Genomic DNA, 21,505 nt, shown 5'->3' on the forward strand with positions numbered 1-21,505 from the left:
TTTTAAGAGCTATTTATGACCGTATCGACCATTCGTCAAATCAAGCAGCAGATTCAACAGCTAACGAATGGTGATACTGATAATCAGCTGCCGTCGTTTTGGCTAACTGACTGGTTGTTGCATGTCATTAATAAGCCTGCGATAGCGTTGATGACTGATGAAGATTATCAGCTCACTGATAGTGAGGTAGCACGTTTCAATGACGGTGTGGTAAAAATGCAGCAAGGCATACCGCTTGCGTACTTGACTGGACAGCAGGAGTTTTGGTCGCTTAACCTTAGAGTGAACGAGCATACTCTGATTCCTAGGCCTGATACCGAAGTACTGGTCGAGCAGGTATTGAACTGGATAAACGCTCAGCCAACGCAACTCAGTAATAAGCGATTGTTAGATTTGGGCACAGGGTCAGGTTGTATCGCTATCAGTCTTGCCCATGAACTTAAGAAAACTAATTGGCAAGTCGTGGCGGTTGATTTATCGTCAGAGGCTCTTAAGATTGCTCAGCACAATGCGGTGAGTAATAATGTTGCCAATGTTGAGTTTGTCCAAAGCAGTTGGTATCAAGCGCTACCTACTAATGATGAGCATCAGTTTGATATCATCGTCTCCAACCCTCCTTATATTGACGAGACAGACGAGCATTTGGTAGGTCTAACAGCTGAACCGATTAGTGCGCTCAGTGCACCTAATCAAGGTCTGGCTGATATCGAGCATATCGTCCAACAAGCAATGACATATCTCTGTACAGGTGGGCTACTGGCTATCGAGCATGGATATGATCAAGGTGATGCTGTTCGCAAGTTGTTTTTGGATAGTAATTTTGAGTCAGTACATACCGTAAAAGACTACGGTGGTAATGATCGCGTCACGCTAGGGCAAGTCCAGTAGATGGTTTTTTGATAGTAGATTTCTTTGATTATAGGTTGTAGATGAATATGGTAGAAGAGCTGGTACAGCTATCAGATGATGAGCTACTCCGTTATGCCCGGCAAGTATTATTAGACGGTTGGGATATGGACGCTCAGCTGCGATTAAAGACAGCACGCGTGGTCATAATAGGGGCAGGCGGCCTTGGTTGTCCTGCGTCTGAGACATTGGTACGTGCTGGAGTGGGTTATGTCCATCTGATTGATGATGATGAGATTGAGGCGAGCAACTTACAACGGCAAACGCTGTTTTTGCCAGAAGATATCGGTCAGTCTAAAGCATTGATAGCAGCGCACATGTTAGCGCGCATCAACCCTTTGATAAAGGCTCGCGGCACTGTCACACGATTAGATGAAGACAACGCTTATGAATTGCTCGATATGGCAGCAGGCAAGCCGGACTTATTCTTAGACTGTACGGATAATTTTGCCACGCGCGACATCATCAATCGTATCAGTGTACGCTACCAGATTCCCCTGTTATCTGCCTCAGCAATTGCGATGCAAGGGCAGTTAGCACTGTTCGAACCTCAGCTCGATACTGGTTGTTATCATTGCGTATTTGGCTCAGTAGCAACTGATGAAGCCTCTGACGAACGTACGTGTGCCAATTCAGGAGTGTTGGCCAGTACCACTGCCGTCATGGGCAACTTGCAAGCCAATGCTGCGTTGCAATACTTGGGATTAACCAAAAATCCACTGACAAACAAACTGCTCATATGGGATGGTAGTCAGATGCAGCAGCGACTAATGGGCTATCGAAAAGACCCGCAGTGTCCTGTCTGTAGCAGTCCTATAGTCAATCCTCTATAAATTGGATACGGTGTCAGGCTTGCTTAGTCTACGACTGGTAGTACTTTCACTTGCCTTCCTTGTATCCAAATTATATTAAACAGACTATAACTGAGTAATCTGATTTTAACGCATTTTTATATTGTATTGCCTATCTTCAAACCTCCTTCTTATTACCATAGTTGTTTTTTATGAAAATTCATCGTCCGCATTTATTAAAGCATACTTTTAATGTCATGAACCGTGTTCGCCAAACAGTGAGTGTGGCAGGTCTGTCTGCGCTAAGAGTGGCAAAAGGTGAGAAACCTGACGCGATGCTACTCAAAGAAACCTTTGAGCAGTTAGGTACGACTTATATCAAAATCGGTCAATTTATCGCCAGTACGCCGTCATTGTTTCCACGTGATTATGTCAAGGCATTCCAGAGCTGCTTGGATCAAACCACACCATTGTCTTATGCTTATATCGAGCAAGTGCTAAAAGAAGAGCTAGCGACTAATGGCATGACCCTTGATGATATGTTTGCGCATATTGACTTAGAGCCACTAGCATCAGCTTCTATCGCTCAAGTGCATGCAGCACGGTTGCACAATGGTGATGAAGTGGTGCTAAAGGTACAAAAGCCTGGCGTCGAGACCATCATGCAGACCGACTTGGGTGTATTGCATGGCGTAACTAAGCTACTCGAAATACTAATGCCATCGATGAAATTTGCTAGCATTGCGCCGATTATCGATGAGATTCGCCTGCGTATGCTTGCCGAGACTGACTTTATCGCTGAAGCACAGAATATTCGCGATTTTCAGCAGTTCTTAGCGGTATCAGGTAATACTCGTGTCGTTGCACCAACTGTCTATGAAGAGCTGACTACCAAGCGTGTGCTAACGATGAGCCGTCTCTATGGCGTCTCTATGGTCGATGAGTCACTCATGCGTCAGTACTGCGCTGATCCTGCCCAAGTCATGGCAGACACTTTAAACACATGGTTTGCTAGTCTCATGTTATGCAATAGTTTCCATGCGGATTTACACGCTGGTAATCTAATGCTATTGACCGACGGCCGTATTGGCTTTTTGGATTTTGGTATTGTCGGTAAACTCAAAGCTGAGAGCTGGCGTGCATGCATGGGCATGATGCAAGCCATGCAAGACAGTGACTATCAAGCCATGGCTCGCCATATGATTGATATGGAGATGACGCATGGTGGCAATAAAGTCGATGTGGCTGCACTGGGGAATGACTTGCAACGCATGATGACAACCATCATGGCAGAAGATAAGACCTTTACCAGTGGTGTACCTTTCAATAGTAAAGAACAAGCCGATGAGCTTAATAAAATGATGCTTGAGATTGTTGAGGTTGGCAAACGTCATGGCATCCATTTTCCACGTGACTTTGCTTTATTGACTAAACAGATGTTGTATTTTGATCGGTTTATGCGTACGCTAGCTCCAGATATGGATATGTTTAGCGATCAGCGGGTGCAGATGCTAGGGCAGGATACAGTAGAGACGCCAACGTTAGACGTATCATAGCTTTTCTAGTATTTTATGCTGGCTTAATATATCTAATAACTTCTCTATTTCTGCGTTTATTTATTACTGCTTTTGACTGTCTAACACAAAGGATTGTGTGCTAATTGCCGCAAAAATGGCTCTGTCATGATGACTGCTTTTAAAAGCCGTATGGTCCCGACGATTACCAACGAAGCTGCCATTGCCTGTATCGGTATGTACTGCATGGCAGTCGTTATGGGCTATGGCCGCTTTCTGTTTACCGCCACCTTACCTGATATTATGGTGCAATTGTCGCTATCAACGACAATTGCAGGCTGGCTGGCATCAATCAATTATATCGGTTACTTTATTGGCGCTCTTATCGCCATGTTTGTGCCTCAGCGCTCGACATGGCAAGCGATGACGCTGTGGGCGGTTATCAGTGTTGTCACCACGATGTTACTCGTCATACCAAATATGTCGCTCACGCTATGGTATATCATTCGTTTAATTGCAGGTGTTGCAAGTGGCGTGGCGATGATATTGAGCTCATCTTTCGTGATTCAAACCCTTAGCCCTGAGCGCCGTTCTGTATTATCAGCAGTCCATTATGCAGGTATTGGTGTCGGCATCAGCGCCTCTGCCATCGTAACGTGGTGGCTATTAAAATTAGGCTATCACTTCGATGTAATTTGGCTAGTCGCAGGCGTCACCAGTTTACCGCTTGTGTGGCTACTTTATGCGATAAAGCCAAGACAATTACAGACTGTTGATTCACAGCAGATTGATGATAAACAGCACGTGTCAGTGCATCAAACCTATTTGAACTTTAAACGCTCCTTATATAAAGCCATCTCTGGGCACCATAAAGCGCTTGTTTTACTTTTCGTCAGCTATGTACTGGCAGGGTTTGGTTATATTAGCTCAGCAACTTTTTTACCCGTTATGGCAGCACAACGTCTAACAACACAGACGTATGCTGGACTCATGATTTGGTTGGTTGTTGGTATTTTTGCGATGTTGTCAAACCCCCTATGGGGCGCGCTTGCCAAACGTATCGGTGAGATAAAAACCTTAATGGGGCTGACGGTATTGCAAGCATTTGGCATGTGCTTGCCCATATGGTTTGATGGGGCGCTTGGATTGTATGGCAATGCTGCGATTTTAGGATTGACCTTTGTCGGTATGGTATCGATGACACTGACTTTATTTAAAAACATCAATCCTGCCTATTCTAATTTACTGATTGCTTTGGCAACGTTGGCTTATGCGTTAGGGCAGTTTTTAGGACCATTGGTGACAGTGGCACTGGCAGGGAAGGATGGTAATTTCAATGCAGGGTTACTTGTCGCTGCTATTGGATTGATGATCGGGTTTGTACTATTGGTATGGTTTCGTCGACAGTCACCAACGCCCGTATAGATCTTCTAAACTACGCTACGGCTAAATACTTCTCGTAATTCAAAACTGGTATGAACTTGCGCCACGCCTTCGATACGATTGAGGCGATGTAATAAAAATTCTTCGTAATGTGTCATATCACGTACTCTGACCTTAATCAGATAGTCTTCGGTGCGTCCTGTGACAATACTACAGCTAATGACTTCCTCAAAGCTTTGAACTTTGCGTTCAAACTGCTCAAAACGTTCTGCTGTATGACGATCCATGCTAATAGCGATAAACACGGCTAGCGGATAGCCAAGTTTTTGTGCATCGGTTTTGGTGTGGTAGCCAGTGATTATGTTCGCATCTTCTAAGCGCTTTATACGACGTGCACAAGGGGTGGCAGACAGGTTGACGCGTTCAGCGAGTTCAGTAATGCTTATACGCGCCTGCGTTTGCAATAAGCGTAGCAACTGTCTATCTATCTCGTCTATATCTGCTGTCCCTGTACTATCAATATAATTGTCTGGCATTTCTCAAGCCTTAATAGTGAATTTATTCGATTATAATGTCTAAATTGTGTTTTTCCACTAAAATAACAGAAAATAAAGTAAAAGAAAGCAGGTTTCTCTCTGTTAAACTTTGATATTATTATGGTATGAACACTAGTTATCTCGTATGATAAATACTGATCTAATCAACAGCTAATCGCCTAGCTAAATATATAAACAACCATATCATCTAAGGATTGATTATGTCTGACCAAGCCACGCACACTGCAGCCACAGGGACTGCAAAGATTACACCAAAAAGTGCCGCTTTTGACTTCCGTAAATACCGTCCATTTGCATTTGCGCCATCGCTACCAGATCGTACTTGGCCAAGCAAGACGATTGAGAAGTCACCGATATGGGCAAGTGTGGATCTGCGTGATGGTAACCAAGCACTGATTGATCCGATGACCATTGAACAAAAAATGCGCTTCTTTAAGACTTTAGTAGATGTTGGTTTTAAAGAGATTGAGATTGGTTTTCCGTCAGCAGCGCAGGTAGAGTTTGACTTTGCGCGTAAGCTTATTGAAGAAAACCACGTACCTGAAGATGTAACGCTACAAGTATTGGTACAAGCGCGCGAGCATTTGATTGCCCGTACTTTTGAATCATTAAAAGGTGCTAAACGTGCGGTTGTCCATGTCTATAACTCAACCAGCCGTGTACAACGCGAAAAAGTCTACGGCAAAGATAAAGCTGAAATCAAAGAGATTGCTATTACAGGTGCCAAGCTATTACAAGAGTATGCAGCAAAGTACCCTGAGACAGATTGGGTATTTCAGTACTCGCCAGAGAGCTTTAGCCAGACAGAAACTGAATATGCCGTAGAGGTTTGCGATGCAGTGTGTGACGTGTGGCAACCACAGCAGGGTCAGGAGGTTATTTTTAACTTGCCAGCGACAGTCGAGGCTTCTATGCCTAATGTCTTTGCTGATCAAGTAGAGTACTTCTGCCGCAATCTAGCGCAGCGTGAGCACGTGATTGTGAGCTTGCACACCCATAATGACCGTGGCTGTGCGGTAGCGGCAGCTGAATTGGGTGTGCTTGCAGGTGCAGATCGTATCGAAGGTACATTGCTTGGTAACGGTGAGCGTACAGGGAATATGGATATCATGGTCATGGCCATGAACTTGTTTAGCCAAGGTATCGATCCTGAGCTTGATTTTAGCAACATGAGTGAAATCGTACAGGTTGTGAGCGAATGCAATAACCTACCATTGCACCCACGTCATCCTTATGTGGGCGAGTTGGTTTTCACGGCATTTAGTGGCTCACATCAAGATGCTATCAAAAAATCTCTCGACTATAATGAAAGTAATCAGAGCGAAACAGACAATGTCTGGGATGTGGCTTATCTACCCATTGATCCTGCACATATTGGGCGTAGCTATCAAGATGTGGTACGTATCAATAGCCAGTCAGGCAAAGGCGGCGTCGCATATATCTTGCAGCGTAACTATGGCTTTAACTTGCCACGTTGGATGCAGATTGACTTTAGTCGTGTGGTACAAAAACAAGCTGAAGCAGCGGCACGCGAGTTGCAGAATGATGAAATCTTGCAGACCTTTGAAGATACTTACTTGCAGCAGGGTAAGTTTGAACTACTAGACTATAGCGTCAACAATAAAGGCGGCACGGTTTACTTTAGTGGTCAGGTGCAGATGAATAGCGATACCATTAATATTGATGGCACAGGTAACGGTCCATTATCATCGTTTATTGACGGACTTGCACAGCATACGGGTAAATCACTACATATTATTAACTATGCAGAGCACGCGATTAACCCGCATCATAACAGTGGTAATGGTATCGATGATGATACCAATAGTGATAACAAAACCAATGCCAATGCTGCTGCTTACATTCAGTTAAATGTTGATGGTGAAGTGTATTCAGGCATCGGTACTTGCAGCAGTACGGTGTCAGCCATGCTAAAAGGGGCGTTATCAGCTTTTGCTCAAGCGCTAAATACAGAAGCTGCTTAGTGTTAAGTAGTCATTGATATCACGCAAAATTCTGTATGCTAATAACGCCATCGCTCCTTGTCTCTAGCAAGTAAAGCGATGGCGTTATTTTTTGCCATAAATACCTGCGCCATTTCAACTATAGATTTATGAGCAATAGCATAATGTTACTTGTGTTTTTGGTGTCTAAGACTTACGCTAATGTGTATATTAAAATATTATAAATAAAAGGTTAATTATGGAACCTATCTCATTTGCTTCATTCACACTGGCATCTATTTTGGCTTCATTGCCTGCAAACGGTGAGACTATTACCAAGCCGACCATCACCACTCATATTAGTCCAGCCATTGCTGGACAGTGGGAAATAGACTTGGACAGTAGCGCTCATTCTACTCACGCCATGATGACTAGGGAAGCGGAAGCTAACCAGTCGGCATCAAATAGTGCGCAACAAGCAAGCAGTGTAGAGCCTAAGGTAACGACAGGCATGGACGGCGGTGTCCTGACTCAAAGTGAAGAGCGGGTTCTAAACATTCAACCAACTACTAGTAAAAACTTACTTGCATCAGTTGGTAAGTCTAACCAGTGCCGCGAGCTATATAACTTTGGTGCGGATAATGAGATGTGGTCTGTCAGTGGCAAAGAGTGGACATACGGACGCTATCTGGTCACCCACCGTGAAGAAGGGCTGCCAGTTATTGCAATCAAGACTGTTTATGATAATAATGAAGTAGATTGCTCAGGCAATCAGATCGACCAGACTGATGAAGCGTTGATTGCATTTATCAATCATGATGGCAACCAGATGCAATGGTGCGCTGACCCTGATGGTAACGAATGCTTTATGAACTTCAATAGAGTGTTACCATAATTAGATATGCTCGTTGTACTTTGTGTATGATTGACAGCTTATTGATGACATAAAAAAACCGCTATATTAATAGCGGTTTTTTTATGTACTGTTTTAATTAAACTTAGCAAACTCTACAAGTATTTTAGCCTACGAGTCTTTTTTGGCTTTATTCGCAGTCAGCAGCTCTCTTTCGAGATAATGAATATTTTGCGCTTCACGAGTAAAGTTATCATCAGCCAAAATTACATCACGATGTAAAGGTATATTGGTTTTGATACCTTCGATAATCAGCTCATCAAGGGCATGTACTGTTTTAGCAATAGCTTGCTGACGAGTTTGACCGTGACAGATCAATTTACCAATCAATGAATCATAATAGGTCGGTATCTCATAGCCAGGGTATAGATGAGAGTCAAAGCGGATACCAGAACCACTTGGCGTGAACAATTGACTGATAGTGCCTGGGCAAGGTACGAAAGTCGCTGCATCTTCAGCATTGATACGACATTCGATCGCATGACCTTGGATCTCAATCTCGCTTTGACGATAAGATAGGCCGTAACCAGCTGCGATTTTGAGCTGCTCGACCACAACATCGATACCGGTAATCATCTCAGTTACTGGATGCTCAACCTGTACACGAGTGTTCATTTCAATAAAGAAAAACTCGTTATTTTCAAACAAGAACTCAAACGTACCAGCACCGCGATACTTAACAAGCTCACACGCTTTTACACAGGCTTTTAAGATTGGCTCACGTACATCATCTGGAATATCTGGGGCAGGTGCTTCTTCTAGTACTTTTTGATGGCGACGCTGTAACGAGCAATCACGGTCATATAGATGGATAGCATTACCATTACCATCACCCAACACCTGTACTTCTACGTGGCGCGGGTTTTGTAGATAGCGCTCCATATAGACAGTGTCATCACCGAACCAGAGCTCAGCTTCTTGTTTAGCAGCTTGTACTTGACCAATCAATTCGTCAAAGCGTTCAACCACACGCATACCGCGTCCACCGCCGCCAGAGGCCGCTTTAATCAATAGTGGAAAGCCGATATTGCGAGCTTGCTCTTCAGCATTATGCAGAGTCACAGCACCAACTGAACCAGGTACGGTTGGTACGCCCGCTTTTTTCATAGCGTTGATAGCAGAAACTTTATTGCCCATGAGGCGAATATGATCAGCATTAGGACCAACGAAGGTCAATCCTGCTTCTTCTACTTGTTCAGCAAATTCAGCATTCTCAGACAAAAAGCCATAACCAGGATGGATAGCATCTGCACCAGTGATTTCAGCAGCGGTTAAGATGGTATTGATATCAAGGTAGCTTTGGTTAGCATTAGGCTTGCCAATACAAATTGCCTCATCAACAAAGCGCAAGTGCATCAAGTTAGCATCCGCAGTAGAGTAGACACCTACCGTTTCGATACCTAGCGCTTTACAGGCGCGGACGATGCGCAGGGCAATTTCACCTCTGTTGGCAATGAGCAATTTTTTTATCATGGGTTCATCCTTGTCGAAGCGTCAGTCATTGACTGAGTTTCGATACATAGCACCAGGTTATTTAGCATTGACGCGGTATATATACCAAAAGTCAGCCATAATGAAATAAAGTATGGCAAATATCGTTACGCTTTATAGCGTATGACAGGTTGACCGAACTGTACGACTTCAGAGTTATCTACCAAGATTTCGTCAACAATACCACTTTGAGTCGCTTCAAGCGGGTTCATGATTTTCATGGCTTCGATGATACCTAAGGTGTCACCTGCCTGAACCTTTTGACCGACTTTCACAAATGGTGGGTCATTAGGGCTTGGTGCTGAATAAAAAACACCAACCATTGGTGAAGACTCAACGCTACCCGCTTTTTCTGCAGGTTTGCCTTCAACAGCGGCAGCAGGAGCAGCGCTCGCAGCTGGGGCAGCCATCATAGTTGGCGCAGGCGCGTCATAATGACGAGTTAAGCTAATATGCTCGTCGTCAGAACTGATTTCTAAATTAACCAGTTCACTTTCTTCCATAAGGGCGATGAGGGTGCGTATTTTTTCAATATCCATAGTTTTTATCTGGCCTTGTACTAAATTCGAGAAATAGTGTAACTAAATATTGTCTAATTAATTGCTAATGATACCTAGATTCAGGGCAATGAGCAATCAATGTACAGTTGTTAACTGAGAATTTTTACATATTTTGACGTAAGCCATCTTTTTAGTAAGAAAATATCCACGATTTTTCATAGTCTGTATGATCAAATAACGCTAATAATGATTATAAAATACAATCCATGAGCAATTGGCTTAACCCCATAGTACAGTTAAACGTTTTTGCTGATAGCGTAGACGCAAAGTAAGTAAAATAGATGATAAGAACAAACCTGTAATCAACGCCATCCAAAATCCTTGTGCGCCAACGTCAGTGAAACGCACCAAATAGACGCCAAGTGGTAGGGCCACTAACCAATAGCAGAAGAGCGTTACCCACATCGGTATGGTGGTGTCTTGCATGCCGCGTAATATACCAGCGACGTTAACCTGCCAGCCGTCAAATAACTGATAGGCGAGTGCAAAGATAAGCAAATGCATAGACTGAGCTCTAACCTCTGGGTTATCAGTGAATGCTGCTGCCAGTTCTGGTCTGAATAGCCATATCCCAAGCATACAAGTCAAAGCGATCAATACGGTCCATACCAGTCCAGTAGCTTGCACTTGGCGCAGTGCCAATAGGTTTTTTTGACCAAATCGATTGGAGACCATGATAGTGAGCGCCATGGCAACAGATATCGGTATCATAAATAGCTGTGAGGTCACTGACAGTGCCACTTGATGCGATGCTGTTGCCAGCTCTCCTAATGGACTGATAACGAGTGCGCCTAAGCTAAACAAACTGGCTTCAAAGAAAATAGAGATGCCAATAGGGATGCCAAGTTTCAATAGCTTTTTAATCTGTGTACGATTAGGGCTAGAGAAGCCATAAAAGAATCGCGTGCTCACGAATTCGCGACGTTTCGTGAAGCTAGTATAGGCTGCAAGCAATAGGACATTTATCCATAATACTAATGCTGTCGCCACCCCGCAGCCTGCACCGCCCATTTCTGGCATGCCAAATAACCCATGAATAAAAATATAGTTCAAAGGAATATCTGCAAGTAGGCCAATGATACTAATGACAGTTACAGGCTCAGGACGACCCAATGCCTCACAATAACTGCGTAGTACGGCGTATACAGCAAGCGCTGGGAAACCAAATGAGACACCATGTAAATATTGCGTCGCTATCGGCTGAATGTTTTCTGGGACACCCATAATGCCAAGGACATTGGGAGCCAGATTGACAATGATAAAACCGATAATGCCAATAACACCTGCGGTCCATAAGGACTGCTGCGTGATATGTGGTACTTGGCCGTGCTGGTCTTGACCAATCGCTTCACCAATCAGAGGCGTAGTTGCGATAAGCACGCCTGTGGCCAATAAAAACAGCGGCAGCCAAATGCCAGAGCCAACGGCTACCGCAGCCAAATCAAGCGCCGAGACTTGACCTGCCATGATGGCATCGACCACGCCAAGTGCGGCTTGGCAAAACTGAGTGATTAAGATAGGGAGGGCAAGCACGCCTAAACGTAAGCTGTAGCTTTTAAAATCTTTGAAAGACAATGGAAAAACCATGGTAAGCAACTTTTTATTCTTTGCGGTAGTTATTATTAATAAACAAACACTGCTATCAATCGACTAAGATTGATGCAGCAAGGAGAGTAGTGCCGACGATAATACTCCGATAAATAATATGAGCAAGCTTATAATGTTGCATGAGTAGATATGCAGAGTATGAAAATAAAAGTAAAGACACTAAAATAAAAATAACCCGTCGATCCAAGTAGTGGATTGACAGGTCATATACATAGTAAGATGGTAAAGAAGCCACACTATGATGTCAACGCTTTAGCGCCGCTATGCAGGTATTAATCTTAGGTTTTTTGTACTCTATTTCATAGCTGATGAACTATAGCCAACTCAATGATTTTACTCCGGTAACAACTCAAGTGTTTCTGCCATATCCATAACCGCTCGCCAATGTTTGGGCTCTAATGGAATCACTGTTAATTGCTGACAACCTTTCCTTAATAATAAAGAATCTTCCAAAGCTGGCAAGAATTTTAGCTCTGATAGTGGCAACACCTCTGTAAAAGCTTGCTCAAAAGTAAGATCGACCATATACCAGCGAGGTTTCTCTTCGGTCGCAATAGGATCATAATGACGATGCTCAGGGTGAAACTGAGTAGGATCAGGATACCCTGCTGTAGTAACTGTCATAATACCAGCGACTCCAGAAGGCTTGGCGCTAGAGTGATAGAAGAATACCTTGTCACCAATTTTCACATCATCACGCATAAAATTACGCGCGCGATAGTTGCGAACGCCGTCCCAACCGTCGGTGCCCAGACGCTGCAGATCTTCAATACCAAAAAATTTAGGGTTGGATTTCATTAACCAATACGCCATATATTTGTCCTTCGATTTTTTATTTATTTTTCAATTTGTTCTTAAAACTACCAAGGTTAGTTTTTCTTAACTGATTCTCAAACCCGTTTTTAATAGTGTCTGTTCTTAGTAAAGGCTGTTTTTAACAGATTCTCTATATATTGCCCATAAGTTGCTATGGTGAATAGGGCGTTTATACGTGTTTTTGTTAATAGTTTTATGATAGATAGGCTTTTCTTTATCTCACCTAGTCGCTATCCTAGCGTTACTTTTGATATCGATCATTATTGCTCACTACAAAATAAGTTTATTTATGCCCAAAGTGAATACAGACAGTATGCCAAACGATCTGAATACGTTAAGTCTTACTGAACCAACGACGGATACTATCGCGGTAGACGTGACCGACATTCCATTGTCTCTTTACATTCACATTCCGTGGTGTGTGAAGAAATGTCCTTATTGCGATTTTAATTCGCATGAGCTACCGATAGACAGTGAGCTATCCATGTATGAGGAATACGTCGATGCATTATTGTTAGACGCCGCGATGCAGCAACCTTTAACTCAGGGCCGAAAAATTGGTTCGATATTTATTGGTGGTGGTACGCCGTCTTTGTTACCTATTGCTCAGTATCAGCGATTGTTCTCTGGGTTACGTACATGTTTTGAATTTGCAGAAGACATTGAAGTCACGATGGAGGCCAATCCTGGCACGCTTGAGCATGCACCATTTGCGCAGTATTTAGAGGTTGGTATCAATCGTCTGTCTATCGGCGTACAGAGCTTTGCCGCTGATAAGCTTAAAGTGCTTGGGCGTATCCACGATCCTGTGCAAGCGTTATCAGCAATTCGAGCTGCCAAAGCGGCTGGATTTGCACGGGTCAACGTCGACCTGATGCACGGTCTACCACAGCAAACCATGAATGAAGCGCTAGAAGATATCCAAATGGCGCATGATGCTGGCGCAACGCATATCTCTTGGTATCAACTGACTATTGAGCCAAACACTGTATTTTACCGCAGTCAGCCTATTTTACCCGATGAAGACAATTTGGCAGATATTGAACAAGCAGGTCAGTCGCTATTGCAGCAATTAGGTTATAGCAACTATGAGGTGTCTGCGTGGGCAGGCGAGTCAGATAAGCCATGTCGTCATAATATAAACTATTGGCAGTTTGGCGACTATCTAGCAATCGGTGCTGGAGCTCATGGTAAGGTGACGATTGGTCGTAGTGATAACAATGGTAGTCATTCGTCAGACGTAAAAGATAAAATGGAAGATGACTTGTTAATAGCGTCAGGTATCTATCGCTTTAGTAAATCACGTTTGCCAAAAGATTATGTAGTAATGAATCCAGACGCTGTAGAAAAGTCTAACATACGCCATATCACACCAAAGATGGTTGGCTGGCAAGCGATTGATCAAGAGGAGTTAGTGAGCGAGTTTATGCTAAACGCACTACGCTTACATGGTGGCGTCGATTGGTCACTGTTTGAAAAGAGAACTGGATTAACCTTTGATAGTATTGCTGAACAAGTAAAAAGTTTAGTTGAGCAAGGATTGTTGGTAGATAGTGATACGCAGTTGCAACCGACCGTATTAGGTCAGCGTTATCTCAATCAGATATTACGCGCGTTTTTATAAAATCGTGCTTGAGTGATTGTTTAACAGCAGCTAAGTAAGAACACAAAAAAGGCTTATCAAATGAATGATAAGCCTTTTTGAAAATCTAAAAAAAGCAGACCTTAGATTTTGTTTTGTACTTCTTGTGCGCCGCCAGTTACAGCATCACCAGCGCTTGATACGTCTTGGCCAAAGCCTTTGAACGTGTTGCAACCAGTTAGAACGAACATAGCAGTTAAAGATGCGATGATTACTTTTTTCATAATAGTATCCTCAAAGATAAATGAATGGTTATAAATAACAACAGTGACGCTAAGCATCGTGCTCAAGCTTCACTGAAGGGGTATTGGATGAGACAGTCATACATAAATGCTATCGCGTTATCCATTACAGACATCATAGTGAAAGTTAAAAACGCTGCACAGTATCAAAATGTAATTATTGGCAGTAAACTGTAACTTTCGATTACCTACCGCTCATAAATTTAAATAATAGAGCGTTGAATATTTGTGGAGTAAGAATGACCATCCATATCGTGCTAGTAGCACCAAAAATGCCAAGTAACACTGGCAATATTATTCGACTGTGTGCCAATAGCGGGGCACAGCTGCATTTAGTAAGACCGTTAGGGTTTGAGCTTGATGATAAAAAGCTACGCCGTGCAGGTCTTGATTATCATGAATATGCTCATTTGCAAGTGCATGATGATTGGACGGCTGCGAGACAAGCTCTAAAAGCCGCTGACTGCCATGTCGTTACCGCATTGACAACCAAACTGAGCAAACCGTTCTACGATTATGACTTTGGCAGAAACTCGGACTCTGAAGCATCTAATAAGGCTGCTATGCCCAATATCGCGCTAGTCTTTGGTTCTGAGACAGCAGGTTTGGCAGATGATATACGTGAAGATATCGGTGCTGATAACTGGCTAAGACTGCCTATGCTAGCTGACTCGCGTAGTTTGAACTTATCAAATAGCGTAGCCATTTGTTTGTACGAGATATGGCGCCAGCAAGGATTTGCAGGTGATGAAGGTCGTAGCGTTGGTTATGAGACATTGACAGTCTACGACCCAAAATAGCTATGTGTTTAAACAATAGCTATAGACTTAAAAGTATTTGCGTACTAAATGAGCAGTAAAATATTAGATACTGCTCATGCACATATGATAATTTTCTAGTGCGCCATCGATTGTATCTTATCGTCTATAAAATACTTATAAACAGTTTGGTGGTTTGGGTAGTCCAGCTAAGCGATTGACATGACGCGCAACCAAACCTGTATTAAACAATTGCTGTAGCTTTTGATTGTTAATATCTTGGTCTGGCAAAGTCTTTTGCAGCCATTTGATTAATGGACGGGTTGCTGGCGCGTGATTAAATTTGTCAAAAAACGCGCGCACTTGTTGCAAAACTTCTAAATGCTCGTCGCTCAGATTGACCTCTAATGTGTCTGCCAATTGCTGCGCGATAACAGGTGTCCAAATCGTATGGTCACACAGATGGCCGTCTTGATCTAATTCGATATCAGCCGCTGATAATGCAGCGTTGTGAGTGGTCATATCATTACTCATAAGGCAATCGTCACCACTTTGTCAAACTGACTGCTCTGAGTCAGTTCGACCCATTCTGCGTCGTTTAAAATAGCAGTCAACTTAGTCTCTAAATTAAGCTTGCCAGTTGTATTTGCCGTGAGCTGTGCGATGTCATCTGCCAATGCGTAAATACCAGCAATATCCTCGATATCGCTATCATTTAAATAAGCATTGAGCCAGTCGATAAAAGCAGGGGTGCTGCCAAGCAGAAGGATACTATCACCTGTGCGCCAAGTGCGAGACATCTCTTCTGTACTGTGTCTGAGGGTAGCCATCGTGCTATGCAATTGATATAAAGTTGCCATAAAGGTATCCGATTACGTGCTTTATTATTTTATAAATCTAAGTTATATAGCGATTTAAAAGGTAAGTATCTGCTCAAAGTCTTGCGAGTTAATGACCTCTGGCACGAGTGTGAGCTGTGATGCCAGATCTGTCGGCAACATACCGGTGACCCAGCCACTAAAGACGTCATCGGGTAGCCAAGCTGCGGGCATATCGTAAAGCTCAAGTGACTGAATCATGCCATGTAGCCGCGAGTCAGATTGCATCAATAGGCCAAAGACCGGCGCATCTAAGAACAATTGCACCTCATGACCAAATGTCGCTAAAGTTAGCGCAAGCGCACAACCTTCGTAGCTTGCTGCTTCAGTGGGCGTGTGCAGCTGAATTAATAATCTCATTATTTATTCCTAAAAATATTTACCGCTACCAGTGATCTCAATAGACAAGTTATCCAACGATACGCTATCAAAACTGTATCAAACGACAGTCATCCTGCATCATCATCGCAAGCTCACTGAGTCCCACTAACGTAAACCCTGTCGCAAGATTGGCACCGTCAAGCTGATGACGTGAGCTGTTGTCTACATCACTCACACCGCGGCTAAGGGCTGTGCTGACACAGACGGGCAAGGGTAATTGATACTGCTCAGCCAAAGACTGCCATTCTTTGGTCAAGTCTAATTGATCGGCTGACTGCCAACGTAATCGATTGGCTATGTGAGCCGAATCACCATAAAAGAAGACATTGAGCAGGGGTTGTTCAGAGGTAGCATTATCGCTGCTACCTGTACCTGTACTATTAGTGTCATTGTTATCAATATCATCACTATTCGCTGCGCCATTCAGGTAAGCGCGCGCATAGCGTAATGCCAAGTGTGCCAATGGGTGACTAGGGTCAGCAGTAATCAGTAGTAACGGGGTAGTGGTCGTCATAAGGCGCGGTATCACATATTATAAATAAGAGTTTAAAAATTATGGCCGAGTTGCTATAAATGCTTTGTATAAAGTAATTTGGTCGTTATTATTATAGTGCTTGTGTGCAAATTTGCGTGACAGAAAACAGAATTTATACTGATAATGCGACATACAGCGGATCATACTGTCACATCACATAGCGTTATGTCATAAAAGAGCGGTGCGTCGTCTCTATCAAAGTTGTTTATGCTAACATAAAGCGCCGCAAACCAAATAGAGTCACTGTTATTTAACGTGGTTTTATCTCAAGTACAGGCACACTGAGTATTATTATCTGATGCTGTGACTGCCTCGTAAGAAAAAACAATAAACTTATGAGCTAGGTTCACGTAGTCTTACCATTCTATGTAAGGAGTTTTTGTCACTATGTTACCTGCTATGCCCTCACGTGTGAACAATGGTACAGATTATCAGCCTACCGTAGAACAACTGCAAGTCCTGCAGACAGCGAGCGAATTTGCTTATCAGATTTGGGAAAGTCGGACCGTTTCGTGTCAGACGTTTTTGCGTAGCTATCCATTGAATAGTACGCTGACCCGCCAGCAAATCGATGATCTGATACAAGATTATACGTTAGATGAGAACTATCAACTCGCTGATGAAATCAAGGTCATGAGTGGTCTGCGTCACTTGCGCACGCTACTAATGATGCGCTGGATTTGGCAAGATGCCTTGCAGACGATCAGTCTGGAGCAGCTGACCGATGAGTTGTCTGAGTTTGCAGATGGCTGTATCTCTTTTGCTAAAGATTATACTTATCAGCACTTGATTGCTAAGTATGGTGAGCCGACCTTTATCAATGAACAAGGCAATATACAAATCGATGATATGGCAATCATGGCCATGGGTAAGCTTGGTGCGCAAGAGCTGAACTTATCAAGTGATATTGACCTTATCTTTGTGCATCAAGCACGTGGCGAGACCAATGGCAATAAGGCAAAAGGCACACGTAGCATAGACAACAAACGCTTTATGACTCGATTGGGTCAAGGCATTATTAAACTGCTTGATAACAAGACCGCTGATGGTTTTGTCTTTCGAGTAGATATGCGCTTACGTCCATGGGGTGATGGAAGTGATTTGGCCATTCATCTGTCTGCATTGCAAAAATACTTTACGATGCATGGGCGTGCATGGGAGCGTTTTGCTTGGTTAAAAGCGCGCGTAGTCGGACAAATAGACCAGCCATTTTATGAAGAGATACAAGCGCTGATTAAGCCATTTGTCTTTCGTTATTATGTGGACTACAGTGCGTTTTCGGCATTGAGAGAGATGAAGTCTCTTATTCAAAATCAAGTTGCACAGCGTGAAGACTTGGACAATATCAAGCTTGGCGCGGGCGGTATCAGAGATATCGAGTTTATCGTACAGGCCTTTCAGCTTATCTATGGTGGCCGGCATCCACAGCTGCAAATCAAATCTTGCTTGCAAGCGATGCAAGTATTATGTGAGCTTGGCTATCTGGAGCATTCAACTTATGAGCAGCTACAGGCCGCGTATCGGTTCTTACGCCGGCTTGAGCATGCTATTCAAGCGATTAATGACCAACAGACCCAGCGCTTACCACACGATGAGCAATGGCAGCATAATCTAGCAGTGACGCTGAATTTTGAAAACTGGCATGCCTTATTAGACCAGCTTAATCGTCATCGCGAGAGTGTCAATGTGCCGTTTGAGCGTATGGTCACTGAGCGTCAAATACCTGATAACGAAGATACCGACCTAGAGCCAGAGCACTTAGATGAGCAAATTGCCCGTTTAAATGAAGTGCTAACAAAAGAAAATCGCGAGGTACTACAGAATTTTTGGCAATCAAAAATGGTGGCTAATTTAAGTGATGAAGCCAGAGAGCGTTTAGACGACGCATATCCTGTCATTGTCCATGCGTTGTTAGCGCATCAAGAACAGCAGCAACTTGCCAATACTGCTTTACCAAGATTGATTTCACTGCTTGAAGCGATTTGCCGCCGTTCTATCTATTTGGTCATGATTGCTGAAAACCCCAATGCAACGATTGAGCTGATTCCAATGCTATCTGCCAGCCCGTGGATCGCAAAAGAGTTGGCTCAGTATCCTGTATTATTAGACACATTTTTGCAGCAGCGTTATCGCCATCTGCCAGATAAACGTGAGCTGCGTGATATCTTGCGCCAACAGTTGTTACGCGTCGAGCCTAACGATGAGGAAGAGCTGTTAAGCGTCCTACGTCTGTTCAAAAAGAATCAGGTGTTGGCGGTTGCTGCTAGTGATGTATTGGCTGAACGCCCGATTATGAAAGTATCGGATTCATTGACTTATATCGCTGAAGTCGTACTAGAAGCAGCATTAGAGCGCGCTTTTGCAGAGATTGTTAACCGTTATGGGTATCCTATTGGCCAAGATGGCGACCCAGTCACTGAAGCGGACTGCGGCTTTGCAATTATCGGTTATGGCAAGCTTGGTGGCTTAGAGCTATCGTATTCTTCAGATTTGGACTTGGTATTCTTACACAAGATAAAAGAGCAAGGCATGACCACTGGTGAAAAATCAGTCAGTGGTATGAAGTTTGCCGCGCGTCTTGTACAAAAACTGATGAATTATCTCAATACTCAAACACGTGATGGCCGTGCCTATGAGATTGATATGCGTCTGCGGCCTTCAGGGAATGCTGGCATGATGGTAGTGTCTTGTCATGCCTTTGAAACCTATCAAATGGATAAAGCATGGTCATGGGAGCATCAAGCGTTGGTACGTGCTCGTGCGATTTGCGGAGACAGACGAGTCACTGCACGCTTCTGTGATATTCGCCGCGACGTATTGTCGTTACCACGGACACTGGATCAAGTACGTAGTGAAGTCACCAGCATGCGTATCAAAATGCAAAAGCATCTAGGCACGAGCCAATGGCAGCAGGAAGCGGGTAAGTTTCATCTTAAGCAAGATGCAGGCGGCATTGTAGATATTGAGTTCTTAGCACAGTTTGCTGTATTGGCTTACTCGCATGAATATCCGAGTTTGACCAAATGGAGCGATAATGTACGAATTTTTGCAGAAGTTGCTTTGCTTGGTATTTGGAATGACCAAGTCTGTCAGGATTTGACCGATGCCTATCTAAGAATACGTGCTGCCACGCATCAGTTGGCACTATCAGAGCAGTCTTTGCTCGTTGATGAGTCATTGTGGCAGGAGACGCGAGCGTTAGTACAGTCACAATGGCAGCATCTCATGGGTGTGGAGACAGACGACGAGTAATATCGAAACTTGTGTGATTAAGGCCTTGCCGATAGTCCAAGAGACGCTTAAACTGTAATGCGTTACGATAAATAGAAGCTATGAACAAAAGCTATCAATAAAAGCTATGAATAGAATCGGTAGCTAGGAACGATATAATTAAAAACCACATGGTGCCAAACCAAAAGATTTCATTTGCCAAGACGGCCAGTGATATAATCGGTCACACATCATCATAACACTGTCAGTCGTTTGTCATAATGAAGCTGTTGTTTAGGCAATAAAAATTGACGCTGCAGTGTTATCATACGATGTTGATCAATACTGTTAAATAAAACCTACCTAAAAAAAGTTAGACGTCAGCGCTAACATAAGGACAATAAAATGAATATGGCAACACAAGATGGTAAGCTTTGGATGAATGGCACAATGATCGAACAACCAGATGCTAAAGTTCATGTGCTTACACATAGCTTGCATTACGGTATGGCTGTGTTTGAAGGCGTACGCGCCTACCAAACAGCGGATAATCGTACTGCTATTTTCCGCTTAAAAGAACATACCGAACGCCTACTTGGCTCAGCCAAAATCTTCCAAATGGACGTACCTTTTGATGCTGCCACTCTAGAGCAAGCACATAAAGATGTGGTCAAGCAAAACAACTTAGCAGAAGCTTATATTCGTCCGCTCATTTGGGTAGGTGCAGAAAAACTTGGCCTATCTTCACGTGACAACAGCATTAACGCAATGGTTGCTGCGTGGCATTGGGGTGCTTATCTTGGTGAGGAGGGCATCAAAAACGGTATCCGTGTAAAAACGTCATCATATACGCATCACATGCCAAACGTGACTATGTGTAAGGCAAAAGCCTCTAGTAACTATCCTGTATCTATCATGGCTAACCAAGAAGTGACGCGTAATGGCTATGACGAAGCTATCTTGATGGATCCACAAGGGTTTGTATGTCAGGGCGCAGGCGAGAACTTATTCTTGGTAAAAAATGGTGAGCTACATACGCCAGACCTATCAGGTGGTGCATTGGACGGTATTACCCGCCGTACTATCTTGCAGTTCGCGGCTGACCTAGGTATCAATGTTATCGAACGCCGTATCACTCGTGATGAGTTTTACTTGGCTGACGAGATATTTATGACAGGTACTGCTGCTGAAGTGACGCCTATTCGTGAATATGACGATCGCATCATCGGTAATGGTGGCCGCGGACCATTGACTGAAAAACTACAGACCCTATACTTTGATGTGGTTCATGGTCGTAATGAGCAATATATGGACTGGTTAAGCTTTATTGATTGATACAATATCTAAAAAGGTGCTAAAAAAGAAAGCCAACACTAT

At 43.5% G+C, this 21,505-nt stretch carries 20 protein-coding genes; 10 read left to right on the forward strand and 10 right to left on the reverse strand.

Going from position 1 to position 21,505, the window contains the following annotated elements:
* Nucleotides 1-15 precede the first annotated feature (15 nt).
* The 4 genes from prmC (at nucleotide 16) to B2863_RS04115 (ending at nucleotide 4,636) form a co-directional block, all read left to right on the forward strand.
* A complete protein-coding gene (gene prmC, locus B2863_RS04100; protein WP_296207704.1) occupies nucleotides 16-888 on the forward strand; it encodes a peptide chain release factor N(5)-glutamine methyltransferase in 873 nt (290 codons plus the stop codon).
* A 47-nt stretch (nucleotides 889-935) separates the two neighbouring features.
* The gene (locus B2863_RS04105) at nucleotides 936-1,739 is read left to right on the forward strand and encodes a HesA/MoeB/ThiF family protein (RefSeq protein ID WP_414706882.1); all 804 of its coding nucleotides are present in this window, start codon (nucleotides 936-938) and stop codon (nucleotides 1,737-1,739) included.
* Nucleotides 1,740-1,909: 170 nt separating this feature from the next.
* Entirely contained in the window at nucleotides 1,910-3,253 is a 1,344-nt protein-coding gene (locus B2863_RS04110) for an ABC1 kinase family protein (protein WP_296207708.1), read from the forward strand.
* A 126-nt stretch (nucleotides 3,254-3,379) separates the two neighbouring features.
* Nucleotides 3,380-4,636, forward strand: coding sequence for a YbfB/YjiJ family MFS transporter (locus B2863_RS04115; protein WP_296207709.1), 1,257 nt, complete (start codon nucleotides 3,380-3,382; stop codon nucleotides 4,634-4,636).
* Between the two features lie 5 nt (nucleotides 4,637-4,641).
* On the opposite strand, the gene B2863_RS04120 is transcribed toward B2863_RS04115, so the two are convergent.
* Complete coding sequence (locus B2863_RS04120) at nucleotides 4,642-5,130, reverse strand: Lrp/AsnC family transcriptional regulator (protein ID WP_201566616.1); 489 nt, start codon at nucleotides 5,128-5,130, stop codon at nucleotides 4,642-4,644.
* A gap of 221 nt (nucleotides 5,131-5,351) precedes the next feature.
* Between B2863_RS04120 and leuA the strand changes: the two genes are divergently transcribed.
* A complete protein-coding gene (gene leuA, locus B2863_RS04125; protein WP_296207712.1) occupies nucleotides 5,352-7,136 on the forward strand; it encodes a 2-isopropylmalate synthase in 1,785 nt (594 codons plus the stop codon).
* A 217-nt stretch (nucleotides 7,137-7,353) separates the two neighbouring features.
* Nucleotides 7,354-7,989, forward strand: a complete 636-nt coding sequence (locus B2863_RS04130) for a hypothetical protein (protein ID WP_296207714.1) — start codon at nucleotides 7,354-7,356, stop codon at nucleotides 7,987-7,989.
* 129 nt (nucleotides 7,990-8,118) lie between these two features.
* Here B2863_RS04130 and accC read toward each other — a convergent pair whose 3' ends face one another.
* The 4 genes from accC to B2863_RS04150 form a co-directional block, all read right to left on the reverse strand.
* Entirely contained in the window at nucleotides 8,119-9,480 is a 1,362-nt protein-coding gene (gene accC / locus B2863_RS04135; protein WP_057759692.1) for an acetyl-CoA carboxylase biotin carboxylase subunit, read from the reverse strand.
* Between the two features lie 125 nt (nucleotides 9,481-9,605).
* Entirely contained in the window at nucleotides 9,606-10,037 is a 432-nt protein-coding gene (accB, locus tag B2863_RS04140; protein WP_102092842.1) for an acetyl-CoA carboxylase biotin carboxyl carrier protein, read from the reverse strand.
* Between the two features lie 240 nt (nucleotides 10,038-10,277).
* Nucleotides 10,278-11,645 carry an MATE family efflux transporter gene (locus B2863_RS04145; protein ID WP_179797481.1) on the reverse strand — a complete coding sequence of 456 codons (1,368 nt, stop codon included), beginning with the start codon at nucleotides 11,643-11,645 and terminating at the stop codon, nucleotides 10,278-10,280.
* A gap of 354 nt (nucleotides 11,646-11,999) precedes the next feature.
* The gene (locus B2863_RS04150; protein WP_296207720.1) at nucleotides 12,000-12,479 is read right to left on the reverse strand and encodes an EVE domain-containing protein; all 480 of its coding nucleotides are present in this window, start codon (nucleotides 12,477-12,479) and stop codon (nucleotides 12,000-12,002) included.
* Nucleotides 12,480-12,795: 316 nt separating this feature from the next.
* Here B2863_RS04150 and hemW point away from each other — a divergent pair, with 316 nt between their 5' ends.
* Entirely contained in the window at nucleotides 12,796-14,106 is a 1,311-nt protein-coding gene (gene hemW, locus B2863_RS04155) for a radical SAM family heme chaperone HemW (RefSeq protein ID WP_296207815.1), read from the forward strand.
* Nucleotides 14,107-14,207: 101 nt separating this feature from the next.
* Here the strand turns inward: hemW and B2863_RS04160 are convergent, their stop codons facing one another.
* Nucleotides 14,208-14,348, reverse strand: a complete 141-nt coding sequence (locus tag B2863_RS04160) for an entericidin A/B family lipoprotein (protein WP_057759705.1) — start codon at nucleotides 14,346-14,348, stop codon at nucleotides 14,208-14,210.
* A gap of 257 nt (nucleotides 14,349-14,605) precedes the next feature.
* On the opposite strand from B2863_RS04160, the gene B2863_RS04165 reads away from it, so the two are divergent.
* Nucleotides 14,606-15,166, forward strand: a complete 561-nt coding sequence (locus B2863_RS04165; protein WP_296207724.1) for a tRNA (cytidine(34)-2'-O)-methyltransferase — start codon at nucleotides 14,606-14,608, stop codon at nucleotides 15,164-15,166.
* A 135-nt stretch (nucleotides 15,167-15,301) separates the two neighbouring features.
* Here B2863_RS04165 and B2863_RS04170 read toward each other — a convergent pair whose 3' ends face one another.
* The 4 genes from B2863_RS04170 to tusD all read right to left on the reverse strand — a co-directional run bounded on the left by B2863_RS04170 (nucleotide 15,302) and on the right by tusD (nucleotide 16,897).
* On the reverse strand, nucleotides 15,302-15,646 hold the full coding sequence (locus B2863_RS04170; protein ID WP_296207726.1) for a TusE/DsrC/DsvC family sulfur relay protein: 345 nt from the start codon (nucleotides 15,644-15,646) through the stop codon (nucleotides 15,302-15,304).
* Between the two features lie 8 nt (nucleotides 15,647-15,654).
* A complete protein-coding gene (locus B2863_RS04175; protein ID WP_296207728.1) occupies nucleotides 15,655-15,984 on the reverse strand; it encodes a hypothetical protein in 330 nt (109 codons plus the stop codon).
* Nucleotides 15,985-16,038: 54 nt separating this feature from the next.
* Nucleotides 16,039-16,362, reverse strand: a complete 324-nt coding sequence (locus B2863_RS04180; RefSeq protein WP_101204423.1) for a hypothetical protein — start codon at nucleotides 16,360-16,362, stop codon at nucleotides 16,039-16,041.
* 67 nt (nucleotides 16,363-16,429) lie between these two features.
* Complete coding sequence (gene tusD, locus B2863_RS04185) at nucleotides 16,430-16,897, reverse strand: sulfurtransferase complex subunit TusD (protein ID WP_296207729.1); 468 nt, start codon at nucleotides 16,895-16,897, stop codon at nucleotides 16,430-16,432.
* 408 nt (nucleotides 16,898-17,305) lie between these two features.
* Between tusD and glnE the strand changes: the two genes are divergently transcribed.
* A complete protein-coding gene (glnE, locus tag B2863_RS04190) occupies nucleotides 17,306-20,170 on the forward strand; it encodes a bifunctional [glutamate--ammonia ligase]-adenylyl-L-tyrosine phosphorylase/[glutamate--ammonia-ligase] adenylyltransferase (RefSeq protein WP_296207730.1) in 2,865 nt (954 codons plus the stop codon).
* A gap of 363 nt (nucleotides 20,171-20,533) precedes the next feature.
* Complete coding sequence (locus B2863_RS04195) at nucleotides 20,534-21,463, forward strand: branched-chain amino acid transaminase (protein ID WP_296207733.1); 930 nt, start codon at nucleotides 20,534-20,536, stop codon at nucleotides 21,461-21,463.
* The last annotated feature ends 42 nt before the right edge of the window (nucleotides 21,464-21,505 follow it).

It is taken from the genome of Psychrobacter sp. UBA3480 (assembly GCF_002377945.1).
GTDB lineage: Bacteria > Pseudomonadota > Gammaproteobacteria > Pseudomonadales > Moraxellaceae > Psychrobacter.